Origin of the sequence: Roseovarius sp. A46 (assembly GCF_004126395.1) — a bacterium.
Lineage (GTDB): Bacteria > Pseudomonadota > Alphaproteobacteria > Rhodobacterales > Rhodobacteraceae > Roseovarius > Roseovarius nitratireducens.
The window spans coordinates 44,690-61,208 of record NZ_PVWS01000022.1 but is presented as its reverse complement, the minus strand read 5'-3'; the positions used below and the strand labels follow the sequence as shown (position 1 = coordinate 61,208).

The window sequence follows — 16,519 nt, the reverse complement described above, 5'->3', positions numbered from 1 at the left end:
ACCTTCTTCTTCATCGCATCACGCAGGCTGGGAAAGGCGGGCTGTTTCGGCATCGGCAGGACTCCTCTGGCGGACGCCCCAAACCTATCAGATTAGGCAGAAAGTCGCAGGTTTTTCAGACGTTCCCTAATAGGGGCTGAAGCTGTCGCGCCAAGCCAAACAGCAAACGCAAAACCAAAGAAAAAAATAGCGGCCAGTGCGCCATCAAAAGCTCCAATCACAGCAGTGCCCCCCGCTTCCGGGACCCAAAAGCGGAAGGTCTTTGTCGCGAGCTTAAAATCGCGTGCGCCGCGCGCCCACGCGCTCTCAGTGAGGTGATCTTCTGACATACACACTTCATCTCACGAATCCTCCGTGAGAGTCGATACGTATGCAGAGGGGATACACCCCATGTTATTTAACATAATACTGATTATGCGCGTTATGGATATGACCTCAGGTACCCACAGACATCTCCCCCGTCAGCGATAGCTGCGCCCCGCGATCACCTGCATCCTCTGATCGGGACATGTGTAATGCGCGCCGAGCGGGTCGCGGCACGGGGCCTCGATCACCCGTAGTGCCAGCCACGCGCCGCCGGCGGCAAAGACCGCGCCGCCCAGCGCCTGCCCGATGAGCACGCCTTCCGCCCCGAAGATCGCGCCGAAGCCCACCGCAAACGGCCAGGTGCCGGCCGTGTGCCGCCCCCAGTTGAGCGCCGTGGAATAGCCCGGATGGCCGAGATTGTTGAATGCCGCGTTCGACACGAACAGGATGCCGTTGAGGGTCATCGCCGGTGCCAGCGGTCCCATGAACAGGTAGAGCAGCTCGCGCATCTGCCCCGTCGCCCCGAAAAGGTCGGCCACCGGTGCGCGCAGTGATACCAGTAAGACACAGGCCACCAGCATGTAGAGCGCCAGGAACCGCAGCCCTTCGCGGAACGTGCCCAGCACCCGGTCCATGCGCCCTGCCCCGAAATTCTGCGCGAATATCGGGCCCAGCGCCCCCGACAGCCCGAAAATCACCGACGAAACGAACGGCATCATCCGGTTGATGACCGCCATCCCCGCCACCGCGTCCGAGCCGTATTTCGCCATCTCGCGGGTAACGATGGCGGTGCCCACGGGCGTCGCGACGGTCGTCATCATCGCCGGTAACGCGATCCCCAGCGCGTCGCGCAGATCCCGGCGCAGGCATTCCGGGCGCGGCCAGCAGAACGCGCGGTGGCGGCTTTGCGCCACCGCGAGCGCCAGCACGGCAGTCGCGAGCCGCGCCAGCACCGTGGCCATCGCCGCCCCGTCAAGCCCCAGTCCCACCGCGAAGATGAGGATCGGGTCCGCCACGCCGTTGACCGCGGCACCAAGCAGCGACGGCACCATCGCACCCTGCGCGTCGCCATGTGCACGCAGAGCCGCGACCGCCACCATCGCCAACCCCGACAGCGCCGTGCTCGGCAGGATGATCCACAGATAGCCCGCCGCCAGCTCCGCCTCGCGACCGCCCGCACCGAGGAACCCGAGGATCGGCTCCAGCAGCGGCAGTGTCAGCAGCGGCACCAACGCACCAAATCCCAGCGCGATGACGGCGGTGCTTGCCGCGTGCTCGGCGGCGAGGTGCGGGTCGTCCTTGCCCAAGCCTCGCGCCACCAGCGCGCCCGTGGCGATAGACAGGCCGATATTCAGCGCGCTGGCAAAGAACATCACCACCCCGGCATAGCCCGCCGCCGCCGCAAGTTCGCTCTGGCCCAGCATCGCGATGAACATCACGTCCATCAGGTCCACGGCAAAGATCGCGGCGATGCCGAGGCTCGACGTGAGCGACATCACCGTGACGTGGCGAAAGAGATTGCCTTGGGTAAACCGGGCACTGCGCCCGGGCCTGTCTATTTGGGTCATTCCGCCGCTCCTGATTACTGATGGCGGATATAGACCCTGCACCAGTGCGGAAAACGTTCCGGATGTCACACGACTTGTGCGAAAATGTCAGAGCCGCGCGGAAACTAGGTGCACCATCCGCGCCGCCATCTCGAAGCCGAGCGTGCGTAGCGCCGCCAGCGCCTCGGCATGGCTGTCCACGCACGGCACCGGCAGCCCCGCCTCGTCGCCCGCCAGCAGCGCCCTGGCGGCGGCCTCTCCGAACACGGTGCCCGGTGCGATGCCGCGCCCCGAATAGCCGAACACCGCCAGCGCCCCCGGCCCCAGCCGCAGGATACGCGGCAGGTGGTCGCCGGTCATCGCGATGCGCCCGGACCAGACATGCTCCAGCGGCGCATCGGCCAGCCGGGGCAGCAGATGCGCCAGCTTGCGCCGGGCCCAGCCCTCGTGGGTCTGCCCGCCCGCGCCCATCCCGCCCAGGATCACCCGCCCCGCCGCATCGCGCCTGAGCGAGGTCATCACCGTGCCGGTATCCCAGCACCCCTCGCCGCCCGGCAGGATGTCTCCGGCCATGTTGTCGCCCAGCGGCGCGGTGGCGATCTGAAAGAACTGCACCACCGGCAGGTCCGGCACGCGCGTGCCCTCGGCGGGCCGGTGATAGGCGTTGGTTGCCAGCAGCAAACGGCGCGCCCGCAGCTTGCCGCCATCGGTGCGCAGCGTCCATTGCCCACCGTGATGCTCGGCGGCGACCACCGCGCTCTGCTCGAAAATGCGCGCGCCCGCGCCAGCGGCGGCGCGGGCCAGGCCGCGCGCATAGGACAGCGGCTGAATCGTGCCCGCGCGCGGATCGTGCAGCGCGCCGTGAAATTGCTCCGATCCCGTGCGCCGCGCGGTCTCGTCCCCGTCCAGAAGCGTGACCGGCGCCCCCCGCGCCTGCGCCTGTTCCGCGCGGCGGCGCAGATCCTTTAGGCCGCCCGGCGCATGCGCCAGGTGGAGCGTGCCCGCCCTCTGCGGCTCGCAGGCGATGGCGTGCTGCGCGATCAGGTCAAAGACGCGGGTCGGGGCTGCCGCCAGCGTGGCGTTGAGCGCCTCGCCAGGCCCCTCGCCCAGCCGCGCCGCCACCGCATCGGGTGGCAGCCACAGCCCGGCATTGACGAGGCCCACGTTGCGCCCCGAGCCGCCGTGGCCCACGCGCTCGGCCTCCAGCAGCACCACCTCGGCCCCCTGCTCCGCCGCCGCCAGCGCCGCCGACAGCCCGGTATAGCCCCCGCCGATGATGGCGAGATCGGCGCTGCGCTCGCCCTGAAGATCGGGGGCGGCGAAGCGCTCTTCGGCGCTTGCGCTCCAGAGGGACTCTGGCTCTGTCTTGCCTTTTCTTTCCAGAGGATTACGCCCTGTCATTCATGTTCAGAAAAACGCCTGGAGCCCGGTCTGCGCCCGCCCGAGAATGAGCGCGTGCACATCATGCGTGCCCTCGTAGGTGTTGACCGTCTCGAGGTTGACCATGTGGCGAATGACCTGGAATTCCTCGGAAATGCCGTTGCCGCCATGCATGTCGCGGGCGTGGCGCGCGATCTCCAACGCCTTGCCGCAATTGTTGCGCTTGATGAGGCTGATCATCTCTGGTGCGGCCTTCGCCTCGTCCATCAGCCGCCCGACCCGCAGCGCCGCTTCGGTTCCCAGCGCGATCTCGGTCTGCATGTTGGCGAGCTTGAGCTGGAAAAGCTGCGTCTGCGCCAGCGGCCGGTTGAATTGCCGCCGGTCGAGCCCGTATTGGCGCGCGGCATGCCAGCAAAACTCGGCCGCACCCATCACCCCCCACGCGATGCCATAGCGCGCCCGGTTGAGACAGCCAAACGGCCCCTTGAGCCCCTGCACGTTGGGCAAAAGCGCCTCCTCGCCGACCTCGACGCCGTCCATTACGATCTCGCCGGTCACCGACGCGCGCAAGCTCAGCTTGCCGCCCACCTTGGGGGCGCTGAGACCGGCCATGCCCTTGTCCAGCACAAAGCCGCGGATGCGTCCGTCATGGGCGTCTGATTTTGCCCAGACGACAAACACATCGGCGATCGGACTGTTGGAAATCCACATCTTGGTGCCGGTCAGGCGATAGCCGCCATCGATCTTCTCCGCGCGGGTCTTCATCGCCGCCGGATCGCTGCCCGCGTCCGGCTCGGTCAGGCCGAAACAGCCGATCAGCTCGCCGCTTGCGAGGCCGGGCAAGTATTTGCGGCGCTGGTCCTCGCTGCCATAGGCGTAGATCGGGTACATCACGAGCGAGCTCTGCACGCTCATCATCGACCGATAGCCTGAATCGACGCGCTCGATCTCGCGCGCGACGAGGCCATAGCTCACGTAATTCGTGCCCAGCCCACCATATTCCTCGGGGATGGTGGTGCCCAACAGGCCCATCTCGCCCATTTCCCGGAAAATCTCCGGCTCCACCCGCTCTTCACGATAGGCGTCGATCACCCGCGGTTGCAGCACACCTTGGGCGAACTCGCGCGCGCTGGCGGCGATCATGCGCTCCTCATTCGAGAGTTGATCGTCGAGCCGCAGTGGATCGGCCCAGTCGAAACTGCCCAGGTCGGGCGCGTCCTTGGCACGGAGCGGGGTGGTGGGGGCGTTCATGGCACTATCCTCAACATTTCGGTCAGACCACTGCAAGGATAGACTGGTCAAACGCGGGCGAATACCGATATTTTCACATGAACCCATGAGTTTTTCGCAAGAAAGAGTAGCGTCATGCCCCTCCCCCGCCGCAGCCTGCCCTCCATCGCGTCCTTGCGCGCGCTAGAGGCGCTCGATCGTCTCGGCAGTGCCACGGCGGCGGCCGCGGAGCTGTCGCTGACGCAGAGCGCCGTCAGCAGGCAATTGAAAACGCTGGAAGACTTCATCGGCCACCCGATCCTGACGCGCGAGGGGCGCGGCGTGCGCCTGACGCCCGAGGCCGCCGACTACGCCGCCCGCGTGCGCGGTGCGCTGGAACAGATCGCGCAGGCGACGATGCGGCTATCGGTCAATGCCGCGGGCGGCACGCTCAGCCTCGCGATCCTGCCCACCTTCGGGATGCGCTGGCTGGTGCCGCGCCTGCCGGATTTCGCGCACCGTCACCCGGAGGTCACGATCAACCTTTCCACCCGACTTGATAAGTTCAACTTCGCGTCGGAACCATTTGATGCCGCGCTACATTTTGGTAAACCAGACTGGCCGGGAACGGGCACGCTGCGGCTCCGGCACGAGGCGATGGTGGAGGTGGCCACGCCAGAGTTCCTCTCACGCCAACGCGCCGTCCGCGGCCCGCGCGACCTGCTGCGCCTGCCGCTCCTGCATATTGGGACGCGCCCCGACGCCTGGGCCGACTGGTTCGCGGCCCACGGCATCACTGGCGTCCCCATCGGCGGCACGATTCATGACCAGTTCGCAACAATCATGCAGATGGCGCTGCACGGGATGGGGGTGGCGCTCCTGCCAGATTACCTCGTGGAACAAGAGTTGGCCACCGGGCGGCTCGTGGCGCCCTGCGGCGGGCCGGTCACCATGCGTGGGGCCTATTACCTCGTCTGGCCAGAGCGCCGCGCGCAGGATGCCGCCCTCACGGCCTTCCGCGACTGGCTCGCCGGTCAGGCGGACGACGAGGACGGGCTGCCGCGCTGAACCCGCTCAGCCGAGCGCGTAGCCCGCACCGCGCACCGTGCGCAGCGGATCGTCACCGCCATGCTGGCACAATGCCTTGCGCAGCCGCCCGATATGCACGTCCACGGTGCGCGTATCCACGTAGATGTCGCGCCCCCAGACCCGGTCGAGCAACTGCTCGCGCGACCACACGCGCCCGGGCTTCTCCATGAAGGTGGCGAGCAGGCGAAACTCGGTCGGGCCGAGCTTGAGCGGCTTCTCGCTGCGCGTCACGCGGTGGGTCTCGGCGTCGAGCACGATATCCTCGTATTCCAGCCGCTCGCCGATGCTCGCGGGCCGCGTCCGGCGTAGCTGCGCGCGCACCCGCGCCATCAGCTCGACCAGCGAATAGGGCTTGATGACGTAGTCATCCGCCCCGGTCTCCAGCCCGCGCACCCGGTCCACCTCTTCCGAGCGCGCCGACAGCATGATGATCGGGATGCCCCGCGTCTCCGACCGGGTCTTGAGCTGCCGGCACACCTCGATCCCCGAGACATTGGGCATCATCCAGTCGAGCACGATGATATCCGGCGGCGCCTCGGCCACCATCATCAGCGCCTCTTCGCCATTCCCGGCGGTCACCACGCGAAAGCCGTCGGCCTCCAGGTTGTAGCCCAGCACCTCGCGCTGCGCCGGCTCATCCTCGACCAGAAGCACGGTGGGTTGTTCGGTGGACATGGCCCGGTCCTCCCCTCACGACACCGGAGAGATCGAGGGGTCGGTGGAGGTCTTGTCGCCCTTGGGGCGCGGCTCGTCGGGCATCTCGCCGGTGACGAGGTAGATCACCTGCTCGGCCACCGAGGTAACCAGATCGCCCATCCGCTCGGTGTTCTTGGCGATGAAATGCAGGTGCATGCAGGGCGTGATGTTGCGCGCGTCCTCCATCATGAAGGTCAGGAACTCGCGGAAGATGGCGTTGTACATCTGGTCGACGTCCTCGTCGCGCGCGATCACGTCCTCGGCCACCCCGGCGTCGCGCTGGATATAGGCGTCGAGCACGTCGCGCAGCATCTCCTCGACCTCGCGCGCCATCCGCCGCAGCGCCGCCGGAGAGCCGTTGACCTGCGTCATAGAGGTCAGCACGGCGGTGCGCTTGGCGATGTTCTTGGCATAGTCGCCGATCCGCTCGAGGCTGGCGGAAATCTTGATCACGGTCAGCACCAGCCGCAGGTCGCTCGCCGCTGGCGCGCGCCGCGCGATCAGAAGCGCGGCCTCCTCGTTGATCTTCTCTTCCAGCGCGTCGATCGCCGCGTCGGCGCGGCGCACCTCCTCGGCCAACTCCTCGTCGCGGGTCTCGAGTGACCGCGCCGCATCTGCGATGGCCCGCTCGACCATCCCGCCCATCTTCATGATCTGCGCCTGGATGGCCTCCAGATCGCGGTCAAACGAGGACACGATATGTTTTTCGTTCATGGTCTCTGACTCTCCTCCGCCGGGCCCCGCCCGTGGTGGGCCCCGGGGGTGATATGGGTTGCGCGGTCACGCGCGGCTCGGTGCCCGTGCTAGCTGTCTTGGGCAACAGGAATGCTAAACTTTTGCAACAGGATTATGACATCATGTTGCGCCGGGCGCCATGCCCGCCCGTTACCCGGTCCAGCGCGGCAGGATCACGGAAAACGTGCTGCCCTGCCCCGGCTCGGACGCGATGCGCAGGCGCCCGCGGTGGCGGTTGACGATGTGCTTGACGATGGCAAGGCCCAGCCCCGTGCCCCCCATCTCGCGAGAGCGGTGTGTGTCCACGCGATAGAACCGCTCGGTCAGGCGCGGGATATGCAGCGGGTCGATCCCGGGGCCGCGGTCGCGCACCGTCGCGGCGATGGCGGGCCCCCGCAGCGTCACATCGTTGGGATGCGCCGCCAGCGTGATCTCCACCTCGTTGTCGTCCCCGCCATACTTGATCGCGTTCTCGACGAGGTTGGTGAACACCTGCTGCAACTGGTCTGCATTACCCGGCACCAGGCACGCCTCCCCCGGCTCAAAGCGCAGCGCGCAGCCCCGTTCACGCGCCAGCGGCCGCAGCATGGTCACCACGGTGCCCATCACGCTACCCAGGTCGACCGGCTCGCGCGGGCGCACGCGCTCCTCGCCCTCGACCCGGCTCAGCGACAACAGGTCATGGACCAGCCGTTCCATCCGCGCCGCCTCGCGCGCCATGATGCCCAGAAACCGGTCCATCGCCGCCTCGTCGCGTCGCGCGGGCCCCTGCAACGTCTCGATGAATCCCATGAGCGAGGTCAGCGGCGTGCGCAATTCGTGGCTCACATTGGCGACGAAATCGCGCCGCATCTGCGCCGCCTGCTCGCGCTCGGTCAGGTCCTCGAACGACACCAGAACGCCGGGCGCCGCGCCCTCCTCGAGCGTCACCGCCGCCACGTGGGCGCGAAAGGTGCTGTCGCGCCCGTCCTTCGCGGCCTGGTAGGTGATACTGCGTACCGTGCCGTCCCCGGCGGTGGCCTCGATCGCCGCGCGCAGGTCGGGCTGGCGCATGGCGGTGAGGAAATGCCGCCCCTCGATGGCCTGCCCCAGCATCTCGCGCGCCGCCGCGTTGGCCGCGAGAATGCGTGCGTCGGGCCCCACGAGCACCGCCGCGAGTGGCACCGCCGCGAGCAGCGAGACGATGCCCTCCATCCCCGCTCAGACCTCGCTCAGCCCGGCGCGAAAGCGGCGCATCCGCTCCTGGTAATGCACGGCACTCGCGCGCAGCCCGGCGATGGCGTCGGCATCGAGGCCGCGCACCACCCGCCCTGGCGCGCCCACAACGAGGCTGCCATCGGGGATTTCCTTGCCCTCCGTCACCAGCGCCCCCGCCCCGATCAGGCAATCGCGCCCGATCACCGCGCCGTTGAGCACGGTGGCCCCCATGCCGATCAGGCTGTTCTCGCCGATGGTGCAGCCGTGCAGCATCGCCTTGTGCCCGATGGTGCAGCCCGCCCCGATCGTGAGCGGATAGCCCATGTCGGTGTGCATCACGCAGTTTTCCTGCACGTTGCTGCCCCTGCCCACGCGGATTTCCTCGTTGTCACCCCGCAGCGTGCAGCCGAACCAGACCGACGCCCCCGCCTCGATGACCACGCGGCCGATCACGTTGGCATCCGGCGCGATCCAGGTGTCGTCCGCCACCTCGGGCGCGACACCGTCCAGAGCATAGAGCGTCATAGCGTCTCCTCGAATTCGGTTTGCAGCCGCCGCACATGTTCGGTCAGCCAGGGCTGTTGCGTGCGGCGCAGGCGGGTTGCCTCGATGATGGTCCTGAGTCGCGCCTCGGCGACGTCGAGGTCGTCATTGACCAGCACGAAATCGTAGCTGTCCCAATGGCTTATCTCGTCCCAGCTCTTCTGCATCCGCCGCGCGATCACCTCCGGCGCGTCCTTGCCGCGCGCCTGCAGCCTGCGGTGCAGCTCGTGGATCGAGGGCGGCAGCAGAAAGATCGACAGCGTGTGCCCGCCAAGCGCGGAGTTTCTGATCTGCTGCGCACCCTGCCAGTCGATGTCGAAAAGCACGTCGTTTCCTGCGTCGATCGAGGCCTGTACGGGTGCGCGCGGCGAGCCGTAGAAATTGCCGAAGACATGCGCGTGCTCCAGCATCCCGCCGTCTGACACCTGCCGCTTGAACGCCTCTTCCGACAGGAAATGATAATCGCGCCCGTCCTCCTCGCCCGCCCGCGGCGCGCGGGTGGTGGCCGAAACCGAAAAGCTCAGCGTCGGATCCCATTGCAAAAGCCGCTGCGACAGCGTCGACTTGCCCGCGCCCGAGGGCGAGGACAGGATGATCAGAAGCCCACGCCGCTCGCTCATCGCGCGGCCCCCCGCTTCATCTTGCCAAAAATATCCATCCACCCTCTCCGCTCATTCCACGTTCTGAATCTGCTCGCGCATCTGGTCAATCACCGTCTTGAGATCGAGCCCCACCGCCGTGAGATCCGCGTTCTGCGCCTTCGAACACAGCGTGTTGGCCTCGCGCATGAATTCCTGCGCCAGGAAATCGAGCTTTCGCCCCACCGGCGAGCCCTGCGCCAGCAACTCGCGCGCCGCCGCCACATGGGCGCGCAGCCGGTCGATTTCCTCGGTCACGTCGAGCCGCACGGCCACCAGCGCCAGCTCCTGCGCGATCCGCTCGGGCGGCACCTGCCCGGCCTGGTCGGTGACCCGCGCCAGCGCCGCGCGATGCGCCTCGGCGATCGCCCCGGCGCGCGCGCCCAGCATGTCCTCGGCCTGCGTCACCCGCGCCGCGATCCGGTCGAGCTGATCCGCGATCACCCGGCCTAGCGCCGCGCCCTCGGCCTCGCGCATCGTCACGAAATCGCCCAGCAGCGCGTCGAATTCCGCCTCCAGCGCCGGGCCGTCCGCCGCATCGGCCACCGGCGCGCCGCCGGTCTCCAGCAGGCCACGCAGCGCCAGCACTTGCGCCGCAGTCGAGGGCGCGAGCGTCAGCCCCGCCACGTCAGCGCGCCGCTCGGTCTCGGCCAGCGCCGCCAGCGCCACGTCGAGCGCCCCCGCGTCAAGCGAGAGCCCACCCGCCTCGACCATGTCGTGAAACCGCAGCACCACCGTCACGTTGCCGCGCGCGAGCCGCTTCGCAGCCGCCGACCGAAGCCGCGTCTCCAGCCCCTCGACGCCTTCGGGCAGGCGCAGCCGCAGGTCGAGCCCCTTGCCGTTGACGCCGCGTATTTCCCAGACCGTTGCGCGCGGGCCATGCTGTCCGCTGCGCGTGGCAAAGGCGGTCATCGAGCGGATCATGGGGCTTTGGGCCTCCCTCGTGGCGGTGCAGCCCCCGTGTTAGCCATTGCGCGTCCGGCTGGCAAGCCGCGCATCCGGGCGCGCAAGGGTTAACCAGATACCGCGAATTTTAGATACATGCGCGGCGAATTGTGGCAATCTTTACGCATCGTCCGGCGCGCAGAACGCGGCTTCACCAGGCTGAGGCAAGCCTGCGGCACCCAGGCGCATATCGACGGTGCGGGGGCGCACAACGAGGGATTAGGACCATGTGGGATGATCCGACGGAACCGGGCCCGGTGCAGGGCGACACAATCGAAACACAGGCGCAGACCGAGGCGCACCTGCGCGCCTTTCGCGCCCATTGGGAGCGGTGCCGGCGCGGCGGCGACGTGCCCATGCGCGCCGATATCGACCCGCGCGGCATCGAACCGCTGATTTCCAGCGCCTTCATCGCCGAACGCATCGCGCCCGGCATGGTGCGGCTGCGGGTGGCGGGAATGCACCTCAACGACCTGATGGGCATGGAGGTGCGCGGCATGCCGCTCGCCACCTTCATCGAGCCGGGCGACCGCGATGCCTTTGCCCTGCGGCTGGTCGATCTCTTCGACGGCCCGGCGGTCCTGCGCTTCGCGCTGCGCGCGCGCCGCGGGATCGGGCGGCCCGCGCTCGGCGGTACGCTGATGTTGCTGCCGCTACGCAGTGACCTGGGCGACATCTCGCGCGCGCTGGGCTGCCTCGTGACCGACGGCGCCAGCGGGCGCACGCCCCGCCGCTTCGGCATCGCGGATGCCGAGACGCTGCCGCTCTCCGGCGCCGCGCCGCGCCGCGCCGCGCCGCCCCTGCGCACGCTGGCAGGCGGACGGTCGCAGGCCCCGACGGGGCCCCGCGACCGCTCTCACCTGCGGCTCGTCACCTGAGCATCAGACGGCTTGCGCCTCGGCCATGCGCTCGCGCTGGCTCTTGAGCTCCTCGGCCACGAGAAACGCAAGCTCCAGCGATTGCGACGCATTGAGCCGCGGATCACACGCGGTGTGGTAGCGATCCGACAGGCTCTCCTCGCTCAGCGCGCGCATCCCCCCGGTGCATTCGGTCACGTCCTGCCCGGTCATCTCGAAATGCACGCCGCCGGGGATGGTTCCTTCCGCCCGGTGGATGGCAAAGAATTCCTGCACCTCGCGCAGCACCGAGTCGAACGGCCGGGTCTTGTAGCCGGTGGCCGACTTGATCGTGTTGCCGTGCATCGGATCGCACACCCACAGCACGTTGGCGCCCTCCTCCTCGACCGTGCGGATGAGCCGCGGCAGGTTCTCGCCCACCTTGCCCGCGCCGAACCGCGCGATCAGCGTCAGTCGCCCGGCCTCGTTCTCGGGGTTGAGCGTGGCCAACAGCCGCTTGAGATCGTCCGAGGTCATGGTCGGCCCGCATTTCAGCCCGATCGGGTTGAGCACCCCGCGCAGGAATTCGACATGCGCGCCGTCGGGCTGGCGCGTGCGGTCGCCGATCCACAGCATGTGTCCCGACCCCGCCAGCCATTTGCCAGAGGTCGAATCGAGACGGGTGAGCGCCTCCTCGTATTCCAGCAACAGCCCCTCGTGCGAGGTGTAGAAATCCACCGACTTGAGCGTGTGCGCGCTCTCGCTGTCCACGCCCGCGGCCTTCATGAAGTCGAGCGCGTCGGCGATATGGCTGGCCATCTCGCGATAGCGCGCGGCCTTCTCGCTCTCGGTGAAGCCCAGCGTCCACTGGTGCACCTGGTGCATATCGGCGTAGCCGCCAGTGGAGAACGCGCGCAACAGGTTCAGCGTCGCCGCCGCCTGCGTGTAGGCCTGCAGCATCTTCGCCGGGTCAGGGATGCGCGCCTCCGGGGTAAAGGCCAGCTCGTTGACGATGTCACCGCGATAGCTGGGCAGCTCGACACCCTCCACCACCTCGGTAGGCGCGCTGCGCGGCTTGGCAAACTGCCCGGCCATGCGTCCCACCTTGACCACCGGCACCTTGGCGCCATAGGTCAGCACCATCGCCATCTGCAGCATCACCTTGAACGTGTCGCGGATCGCATCCGCCGAGAACTGGTCGAACGCCTCGGCGCAATCGCCGCCCTGCAACAGGAACGCCTCGCCTCGCGACGCCGCCCCAAGCGCGCGCTTGAGGCGCCGCGCCTCCCCGGCAAAGACCAGCGGCGGATACTGGCGCAGACGATCCTCGACGCGGGCGAGCGCCCCGGCATCGGGATAATCCGGCATCTGCACCCGCTCTTTCGCGCGCCAGCCGGTTTTCTGCCATTCCGTCATCTTCGGTCTCCGCTTTCTCATTTGATCGGACATCTCTATAATCCACCGGACGCGCAGAGGCCAGCCGCGGAATCGGTCAAAATGCGACACGAATGTGCGTGTTTGGCTTGTGAATCGCGACGTTTTGGTGACAGTGACGCTGGGACGGAGCGCAAGAGGGGGCCCGATGTCAGATGCCGTGACAGTCAAGGTGGATGTGCCAAGGGCGCCAACACGCTTCGTGTTCGTGCTGCTTGACTCGTTCACGCTCCTGAGCTTTGCTGGCGCGCTGGAATGCCTGCGCATCGCCAACCGCATGGCCGGCGCAGAGCTTTACACATGGGCCTTGACCGGCGACACCGACGATGTCGTGACCTGCTCCAACGGCGTGCGCTTCCACGTCGATTTCCCGCTCTCCGAACTGAAACGAGAGGATGTGCTGGTCCTGTGCGGCGGGGTCGATGTCCAGAAGACCGCCACCAAGCGGATGCTCAACTGGCTGCGCCGCGAGGCGCGCCGCGGGTTGCGCATCGGCGGGCTGTGCACCGCGTCCTACGTGATGGCGCGCGCCGGGCTGCTCGACGGCAAGCGCGCCACCATCCACTGGGAGAATCACGATGCCTTTCTCGAGGAATTCGAAGAGGTGACGCTGACCAAGTCGATCTTCATGATCGACGGCAACCGCATGACAACGGCAGGCGGCACCGCCTCGATCGACCTGATGCTCAGCCTGATCGCCGCCGAGCATGGCGAAAAGCTCGCCAACGCGGTGGCCGACCAGCAGATCTATTCCTCGATCCGCACCGACCAGGACACCCAGCGCCTCTCGGTGCCCACCCGAATCGGCGTCCGCCACCCCAAGCTCAGCCAGGTCATCCAGATGATGGAGAGCAATATCGAGGAACCGATCAGCCCCTCGATCCTCGCCCGCGAGGTGGGCATGTCCACCCGCCAGCTCGAACGCCTGTTCCGCCGTTACCTCAGCCGCAGCCCCAAGCGCTATTACATGGAACTGCGGCTGCAAAAGGCGCGCAACCTGTTGATGCAGACCGACATGACGGTGATCAACGTGGCGCTTGCCTGCGGCTTCGCCTCACCGTCGCATTTCTCAAAATGCTACCGCGCGCACTACCAGACCACCCCCTACCGCGAGCGCGGCGCACACGGGGCGCGGCTGTCGGTCTGAGGCGGCGGGGCGCGGGGGTGGTATCGGCCTTGAGCGGACGTTGCCGTCTGGTCCCGGCGCGGATTCAAGGCCGAAGGCCGCCGCGCCAAGCCCCGTCCTCCCCGGGCCTGACCCCCAGGATATCCCGAGACATCCCGCCTGCCCTACTGCGCGCCTTCCGTCTCGATCTTCAGCTCGATGCCGCAATGCTTGCAATGGATTGCGTCGGGGTCGTGCTTCAACAGCCCGCATTCCGGGCACTTGTGGCGCACCTTGGCGGGCACGAAAATGGTCCGCGCCAGCCGCAGGAACAGCCCCACACCCACGATCATGATCCCCACCGCCAGCAGCCGGCCAGTCCCGCTGTCCATCAGGATGTCGCCGTACCCCGTCGTCGTCAGCGTCGTCACCGTGAAATAGAGCGCGTCTACGTAAGTGTTCAGCCCCGGCTCCCGCCCGCCGCGCAGCAGGTGCACCAATGCTGTCATGGCAAAGATAAACACCAGCAGGTTGACCGCGGCGAGGATCGCGTCCTCGTGCAGGCGAAAGAACCGCCAGTCGCGCCGCAGGTCGCGCAGCAGGTGATAGGAATGCACCAACCGCAGCGCCCTGAGCAGCCGTAACACCGCCCATCCCTGCCCCAGCACCGGCACCGCCAGCAGCGAGGCGAGCACCAGGACATCGACCAGCACGTAAAACTGCCGCAGGTGGCGCAGTCGGTTCTCCGCGATCCATAACCGGCACAGGAAGTCGACCCCGATCACCGCCGCCACCAGAATGTCCGCCACCAGTATCGCGGGTGTCAGCGGCAGCGTCGCCGTGGCGAGAAAGAATACGATGCTCGCCACGTCGAACACCAAGAGCGCATAGCGAAACCGCGTCGCGCGTTTCGAGCGCCCCTCGTAGAGGAGGCGGACACTGTCGTGCAGGCTGCGATCCGAACTGCTCATGCGCCCGAGCATATCCGCGCAACCGCCCGGGCTACAGCGAAAAAATCAGCCCGTTGCCTCAGCCTTCTCGGCGAGCGACAGCCACTCCTCCTCGGCCTCGGCCAGCGCCTTTTGCCGCGCGGTCAGCGCCTCGGTCGCGCGGCGGAACTTGACCGGCTCGCGACTATAGAGATCGGGATCGGCCAACAGCACCTCCAGCTTGGCGATCTCCGCCTCCAGCCGCTCGATCTGCCCGGGCAACTCCTCCAGCCGGTGCGCCTCGGTAAAGCTCAGCCGTACAGGCTTGACTTCCTGCTTCAACTCCGCGCTCTTCTGCGTTGTTTTCGCGCTTTTTTTCGCAGTTTCATCGCTTCTCTTCGCGCCACCGCGTTGCGCGCGATAATCGCTCCAGCCACCGGCATAGGCGGTTGCGCGGCCGTCGCCCTCCATGGCGATGGTGGTGCTCGCCACCCGGTCGAGGAAATCGCGGTCGTGGCTCACCAGCAGAACGGTCCCCGCGTAATCGTCGAGCAATTCCTGCAACAAATCCAGCGTCTCGATATCGAGATCGTTGGTCGGCTCGTCGAGCACCAGCACGTTGCTCTCCCGCGCCATGATCCGCGCCAGCAAGAGCCGCGCTTTTTCCCCACCCGACAATGACTTGACCGGCGCGCGTGCCTGTCGCTCGTCGAACAGGAAATCCTTGAGATACCCGACCACGTGGCGCGGCTGCCCACGCACCAGCACCTGGTCCGCCTGGCCTGCGACACGCATCTCCGAGTCACCCGTCAGGCTCTCCCACAGCGTCATCTCGGGGTCGAGCCGCGCACGCGCCTGGTCGAACACCGCCGGCACCAGGTTGGTGCCATGCGTGACCGTGCCGCTGTCGGGGGCCACCTCGCCCATCAGCATCTTCAAGAGCGTCGTCTTGCCCACGCCATTGGGCCCGACAAACGCCACGCGCTCGCCCCGCATGATCCGCAGGCTGAACGGCCTCAAGATGAGCTTGTCATCGTAAGCTTTTGAAATATCCTTGGCTTCGATCACCTTGCGACCGGAGTTCGGGCCACTCTCCAGCGCCATTGCCGCCGTGCCCTGTCGCTTGATCTGGTTGCGCCGCTCCTCGCGCAGCGCCTGCAACGCGCGCACCCGTCCCTGGTTGCGCTTGCGCCGCGCGCTGATGCCCTCGACGGCCCAGCGGGCCTCGGCCTTGATCTTGCGGTCGAGCTTGTGGCGCTGCTGGTCCTCTTCCTCCCAGACCTTGTCACGCCATTCCTCGAAATGCGCGAATCCCCGCTCCTGCCGCCGCGTCATTCCCCTGTCAATCCATAGAGTTGCACGGCTAAGCTCACGCAGGAAAGCGCGGTCGTGGCTGATGAGAACAAAGCCCTTTCGCGTGGCCTTCAACTGCTCTTCCAGCCAGCCGATCGCCTCGATGTCGAGATGGTTGGTTGGCTCGTCGAGCAGCATCAGCTCCGGCGCCTCGGCCATCAGCTTGGCCAGCGCCGCGCGCCGCCGTTCCCCGCCCGAGGCGGTCTCGACCGGCCGCGCGGGGTCGAATTTCAGCCCCTCGCCCGCCATCTCCACCCGGTATTCCTCGCCCGGCGCCAGCGCGCTCGCCGCGAAATCACCCAGCGTGGCAAAGCCGGTCATCGCCGGTTCCTGCTCCATGTAGCCCACGCTCACGCCCGGCGAGACGACGCGCACGCCCCGGTCGGGCTCCACCAGCCCGGCCATCACCTTCATCAGCGTCGATTTTCCCGATCCGTTCCGCCCCACCAATGCCACCCGGTCGCCGGGCTGCACCACCAGCGACAGGTCGGCGAACAGCGGTGCGCCGCCAAAAGTGAGCGAGATATCGGTGAGTTGCAAAAGCGGGGCACGGGCCATGCGCGCGGGCTATCCCGCG

General features: G+C 67.3%; 15 protein-coding genes. 3 read left to right on the top strand and 12 right to left on the bottom strand.

Annotation, left to right across the window (positions count from 1 at the left end):
• Nucleotides 1-461 precede the first annotated feature (461 nt).
• The 3 genes from C6W92_RS12430 to C6W92_RS12420 form a co-directional block, all read right to left on the bottom strand.
• Complete coding sequence (locus C6W92_RS12430; protein ID WP_129433704.1) at nt 462-1,874, bottom strand: MATE family efflux transporter; 1,413 nt, start codon at nt 1,872-1,874, stop codon at nt 462-464.
• 87 nt (nt 1,875-1,961) lie between these two features.
• A complete protein-coding gene (locus tag C6W92_RS12425) occupies nt 1,962-3,254 on the bottom strand; it encodes an FAD-binding oxidoreductase (protein WP_129433702.1) in 1,293 nt (430 codons plus the stop codon).
• 6 nt (nt 3,255-3,260) lie between these two features.
• Nucleotides 3,261-4,484, bottom strand: a complete 1,224-nt coding sequence (locus C6W92_RS12420; protein WP_129433700.1) for an acyl-CoA dehydrogenase — start codon at nt 4,482-4,484, stop codon at nt 3,261-3,263.
• A 114-nt stretch (nt 4,485-4,598) separates the two neighbouring features.
• Between C6W92_RS12420 and C6W92_RS12415 the strand changes: the two genes are divergently transcribed.
• Complete coding sequence (locus tag C6W92_RS12415) at nt 4,599-5,510, top strand: LysR substrate-binding domain-containing protein (protein WP_129433698.1); 912 nt, start codon at nt 4,599-4,601, stop codon at nt 5,508-5,510.
• Nucleotides 5,511-5,516: 6 nt separating this feature from the next.
• On the opposite strand, the gene phoB is transcribed toward C6W92_RS12415, so the two are convergent.
• The 6 genes from phoB to C6W92_RS12385 all read right to left on the bottom strand — a co-directional run bounded on the left by phoB (nt 5,517) and on the right by C6W92_RS12385 (nt 10,264).
• Nucleotides 5,517-6,206, bottom strand: a complete 690-nt coding sequence (gene phoB, locus C6W92_RS12410) for a phosphate regulon transcriptional regulator PhoB (RefSeq protein WP_129433696.1) — start codon at nt 6,204-6,206, stop codon at nt 5,517-5,519.
• A 15-nt stretch (nt 6,207-6,221) separates the two neighbouring features.
• Nucleotides 6,222-6,941, bottom strand: coding sequence for a phosphate signaling complex protein PhoU (phoU, locus tag C6W92_RS12405; RefSeq protein ID WP_129433695.1), 720 nt, complete (start codon nt 6,939-6,941; stop codon nt 6,222-6,224).
• A 171-nt stretch (nt 6,942-7,112) separates the two neighbouring features.
• Nucleotides 7,113-8,156, bottom strand: a complete 1,044-nt coding sequence (locus tag C6W92_RS12400) for an ATP-binding protein (RefSeq protein WP_129433693.1) — start codon at nt 8,154-8,156, stop codon at nt 7,113-7,115.
• A gap of 6 nt (nt 8,157-8,162) precedes the next feature.
• Nucleotides 8,163-8,684 (bottom strand): gamma carbonic anhydrase family protein, encoded by a 522-nt coding sequence (locus tag C6W92_RS12395; protein WP_104020463.1) that lies wholly within the window; start codon nt 8,682-8,684, stop codon nt 8,163-8,165.
• Nucleotides 8,681-9,322 carry a guanylate kinase gene (gene gmk, locus C6W92_RS12390; protein ID WP_129433691.1) on the bottom strand — a complete coding sequence of 214 codons (642 nt, stop codon included), beginning with the start codon at nt 9,320-9,322 and terminating at the stop codon, nt 8,681-8,683. The genes C6W92_RS12395 and gmk overlap by 4 nt, the downstream gene beginning before the upstream one ends.
• A 51-nt stretch (nt 9,323-9,373) precedes the next feature.
• On the bottom strand, nt 9,374-10,264 hold the full coding sequence (locus C6W92_RS12385) for a YicC/YloC family endoribonuclease (RefSeq protein ID WP_129433689.1): 891 nt from the start codon (nt 10,262-10,264) through the stop codon (nt 9,374-9,376).
• A gap of 248 nt (nt 10,265-10,512) precedes the next feature.
• Here C6W92_RS12385 and C6W92_RS12380 point away from each other — a divergent pair, with 248 nt between their 5' ends.
• Entirely contained in the window at nt 10,513-11,163 is a 651-nt protein-coding gene (locus C6W92_RS12380) for a PAS domain-containing protein (protein ID WP_129433687.1), read from the top strand.
• 3 nt (nt 11,164-11,166) lie between these two features.
• Here the strand turns inward: C6W92_RS12380 and C6W92_RS12375 are convergent, their stop codons facing one another.
• A complete protein-coding gene (locus C6W92_RS12375; RefSeq protein ID WP_129433685.1) occupies nt 11,167-12,537 on the bottom strand; it encodes a 3-deoxy-7-phosphoheptulonate synthase class II in 1,371 nt (456 codons plus the stop codon).
• Between the two features lie 166 nt (nt 12,538-12,703).
• On the opposite strand from C6W92_RS12375, the gene C6W92_RS12370 reads away from it, so the two are divergent.
• Nucleotides 12,704-13,702, top strand: a complete 999-nt coding sequence (locus C6W92_RS12370) for a GlxA family transcriptional regulator (RefSeq protein WP_129433683.1) — start codon at nt 12,704-12,706, stop codon at nt 13,700-13,702.
• Nucleotides 13,703-13,845: 143 nt separating this feature from the next.
• Here the strand turns inward: C6W92_RS12370 and C6W92_RS12365 are convergent, their stop codons facing one another.
• The gene (locus C6W92_RS12365; protein ID WP_129433681.1) at nt 13,846-14,631 is read right to left on the bottom strand and encodes an ion channel; all 786 of its coding nucleotides are present in this window, start codon (nt 14,629-14,631) and stop codon (nt 13,846-13,848) included.
• Nucleotides 14,632-14,676: 45 nt separating this feature from the next.
• Nucleotides 14,677-16,500, bottom strand: a complete 1,824-nt coding sequence (locus C6W92_RS12360; RefSeq protein WP_129433679.1) for an ATP-binding cassette domain-containing protein — start codon at nt 16,498-16,500, stop codon at nt 14,677-14,679.
• Between the last annotated feature and the right edge of the window lie 19 nt (nt 16,501-16,519).

Bases quoted from the DNA above. Each gene is read 5' to 3' on its own strand.
- C6W92_RS12430 (WP_129433704.1), bottom strand. From the start codon at position 1,874: ATGACCCAAATAGACAGGCCCGGGCGCAGTGCCCGGTTTACCCAAGGC.
- C6W92_RS12425 (WP_129433702.1), bottom strand. From the start codon at position 3,254: ATGACAGGGCGTAATCCTCTGGAAAGAAAAGGCAAGACAGAGCCAGAG.
- C6W92_RS12420 (WP_129433700.1), bottom strand. From the start codon at position 4,484: ATGAACGCCCCCACCACCCCGCTCCGTGCCAAGGACGCGCCCGACCTG.
- C6W92_RS12415 (WP_129433698.1), top strand. From the start codon at position 4,599: ATGCCCCTCCCCCGCCGCAGCCTGCCCTCCATCGCGTCCTTGCGCGCG.
- phoB (WP_129433696.1), bottom strand. From the start codon at position 6,206: ATGTCCACCGAACAACCCACCGTGCTTCTGGTCGAGGATGAGCCGGCG.
- phoU (WP_129433695.1), bottom strand. From the start codon at position 6,941: ATGAACGAAAAACATATCGTGTCCTCGTTTGACCGCGATCTGGAGGCC.
- C6W92_RS12400 (WP_129433693.1), bottom strand. From the start codon at position 8,156: ATGGAGGGCATCGTCTCGCTGCTCGCGGCGGTGCCACTCGCGGCGGTG.
- C6W92_RS12395 (WP_104020463.1), bottom strand. From the start codon at position 8,684: ATGACGCTCTATGCTCTGGACGGTGTCGCGCCCGAGGTGGCGGACGAC.
- gmk (WP_129433691.1), bottom strand. From the start codon at position 9,322: ATGAGCGAGCGGCGTGGGCTTCTGATCATCCTGTCCTCGCCCTCGGGC.
- C6W92_RS12385 (WP_129433689.1), bottom strand. From the start codon at position 10,264: ATGATCCGCTCGATGACCGCCTTTGCCACGCGCAGCGGACAGCATGGC.
- C6W92_RS12380 (WP_129433687.1), top strand. From the start codon at position 10,513: ATGTGGGATGATCCGACGGAACCGGGCCCGGTGCAGGGCGACACAATC.
- C6W92_RS12375 (WP_129433685.1), bottom strand. From the start codon at position 12,537: ATGACGGAATGGCAGAAAACCGGCTGGCGCGCGAAAGAGCGGGTGCAG.
- C6W92_RS12370 (WP_129433683.1), top strand. From the start codon at position 12,704: ATGTCAGATGCCGTGACAGTCAAGGTGGATGTGCCAAGGGCGCCAACA.
- C6W92_RS12365 (WP_129433681.1), bottom strand. From the start codon at position 14,631: ATGAGCAGTTCGGATCGCAGCCTGCACGACAGTGTCCGCCTCCTCTAC.
- C6W92_RS12360 (WP_129433679.1), bottom strand. From the start codon at position 16,500: ATGGCCCGTGCCCCGCTTTTGCAACTCACCGATATCTCGCTCACTTTT.